This is a genomic window from Rhodopila sp., from assembly GCF_035548235.1.
Classification (GTDB): Bacteria; Pseudomonadota; Alphaproteobacteria; order Acetobacterales; family Acetobacteraceae; genus Rhodopila.
Map to the genome: position 1 here is coordinate 1 of NZ_DASZTJ010000203.1, position 2483 is coordinate 2483.

At 66.1% G+C, this 2483-nt stretch carries 3 protein-coding genes; all 3 read right to left on the bottom strand.

What is annotated here, in order from left to right:
* Positions 1–959, bottom strand: a 959-nt coding sequence (locus VHB27_RS16970) for an SPFH domain-containing protein (protein WP_325602617.1), incomplete at its 3' end; no start/stop codon positions are given.
* On the bottom strand, positions 941–1969 hold the full coding sequence (hflC, locus tag VHB27_RS16975) for a protease modulator HflC (RefSeq protein WP_325602619.1): 1029 nt from the start codon (positions 1967–1969) through the stop codon (positions 941–943). The genes hflC and VHB27_RS16970, both read right to left, overlap by 19 nt.
* The coding region (locus tag VHB27_RS16980) for a hypothetical protein (RefSeq protein WP_325602621.1) at positions 1966–2483 on the bottom strand (518 nt) is incomplete at its 5' end. The genes VHB27_RS16980 and hflC, both read right to left, overlap by 4 nt.

Sequence of the window (2483 nt, forward strand, 5' to 3'; positions counted from 1 at the left end):
GCCGCCTGGGCCTCGGCCTTGCTGCGATCAGAGGCACGCTGCGCCTCCTGGATGGTCCGTGCAGCGTCGGTGCGCGCCGCGGCAACGGTCTGATCGGCCGTCTGGTCGGCGGTCAGGACGTCGTCGAATGCTGCCTTGGCAAGGGGGGGCAACAACACCACGATGTCCACACGACTGATTTCTACGCCCAAATCAGAGTCCAGGCGGCGCAGCGCCGCTAGTCGGTTGTTGATCGCGGCCACCAATTGACCGCGCAGGGCCTGGCGGCGGTTCGCCACGTCCTCATTGACCGGATGATCCGGGTCGGCGGGACGGGCCACCAAAAAATCGTCTAAATCGTGCTCCGACGCCAAGAGTGCCGCGCTCGCACGGTAGAGGCGCTGCAAGGCCGGCTCCACATGACTCCGGGAGAGCACGTAGGCGGCCGGGTCAGTGACGCGATAGTACATCGTGCCCTGGAATTGCACGACGCTGCCGTCACCCGTCAGGAAGTACTGGCCGTTCCAGGCGTCCTTTTGCGGCAATAGGGACACCACATCATCCGGCTGATGGACTCTGAAATCGATCTCGGCGGACGGGCCGGCATTGGGTGCCTCGGCAATCGTCAGCGGGATTTCCCGATCTAAGGTCGGAACGAGCACGACCTGTTCGATCGGCGGTGGCCAGGCCAGCGCCAAGCCGGAATCCATCACCCGGTCAAATTGGCCGAACCACAGCACTACCGCGCGGCTGTCCGGCCGTACCTCACGGATGCCCCCGCTGGCCCAACCGGCCGCCAGCAGCGCCGCGGCGATGAAGTTGCCTCGGAACGCCAGCTTCACCGCGTCGCTGAGGTCGAACCGACCGTTTGGGGCCCGTTCCTTCCGGCCCGGTTCCCTTCGGCCACGATCCACTTGGCCGGGTTCGGCCCGCATCATATCTGTTTGTGCCGGGTCCAGCATCAGCGTATTGGCAGCCATTGGCCATTCCATTGCAGGCTGGACAGCACCCGCGGACCGGGCGGCCTGTCTGTCGGAGCGGGAGTCGGAGCTGCCGCCGTGCCGGCGGCCGGCAAGGCTTGCACCAGGGCCTTGAACGGCTCGGAATCGGTGCGAAGGATTACCCGGGTCTTGGGTCCGACGATGGCCCCTAGCGTGTCGAGCGAGCGCAGCATCGTATACAGTTGGGGATCCAGCACGTAGGCCTTGGCGTGGATCGCAGCCGCCTTCTCACGCCCTTGCGCCTCGATTTCCGCCACCTGCTCGTCGGCCTTCGCGGCGATCAGCTTCGCGTCGCGCGCCGCGTCGGAGCGGATGGCGGACGCCTTGCGCAGACCTTCCGCGGTGCGTTGGGCGGCAACCGTCTCGCGTTCCGTGCGCATGCGCGCCACCGTCGCGGCCAGAGTTTCCGCCGGTAGACTCAAGCGCTCCACCCCGGTTTCCACGATCCGGATGCCGTAGGTGTCCAGGACTTGCTTATAGAGATTAGCCTGTAACTGCCTTTCGAAGTCGGCGAACCGAGCCCTGCTGGGGGCGATGTTGATCAGGTCGGTTAAGTTGAAATTGCTAGCCGTCACCTGCAGCGTAGAACCGATGAAACTGCGTAGCCGCCGGGCAGTGTCGTCCGGATCGCTGTGGCCAGCGCGCAGGAACTGCTCGACATGGAGGGGGTCATCATCGACTTGCCAGGCGACATAGGCTTGTACCAGGATGCGCAACCCCTCTTTCGTGCCGACGTCCTGCAAGCCGCTAGAGGTGGTGCGCAGCCGCAGGTCGACCGGGATGGTCTGCTCCACCGGCGCCGGGATCTTCCAGGCGAGGCCGGGATGGGTCAGCACCTTCACCGGACGGCCGAACTCGGTGACCACCACGGCCTGGCCAGGACCGACCATGACGATGGTGGAGGCGGCCGCGGCCGCCGCGACGACGGCGCCGGCCAAGGTCAAGCGCAAGGTCAGCCGGACCGTCTGGCGTGAACGGGTGGTGTTCATGGCTCTCTTCCTATGCCGGTTGACAGCCGGTCGGAACCGGGCGGTCGCAGGTCGATCGTCGACAAACCGCCGCCCAGCGGGTTGTCAACGATCGCTAGCGGAACGCCGGGCAGAACGGCCTTCAACGCGGCGAAATAGCGTTCCATCATGAACGGGGCCGGGGCCGCGCGGTACGGGCCGTCATCGGCCTGCATGTTGGTCAGGTCGACCCTGGCGCCGCTTTCGATCTGTGCCGCCGCGCCCGTGGCCTCGTTCCTGCGGGTTTCAGCCTGCATCTTCGCGGTGCTGAGCGTCGCCTCCGCCCGACCCTTTTCCGAGGCAATCTCGGTCGCCGCTTGGACTTCGGCCGCCTGCACATTGCGATAAGCGGGGGCGGCGCCAGCAGGCGGGTGGATCGTCTCGATGATGATACCCAGCACCTCGATGCCCGCTCGCAGGGAAGCCAGGCTCCCCTGCAGGTTGCGCTTCAGGTCCGACGCCATCACCGCTTGGTTTTCCCCCAGCACCTGCGGCA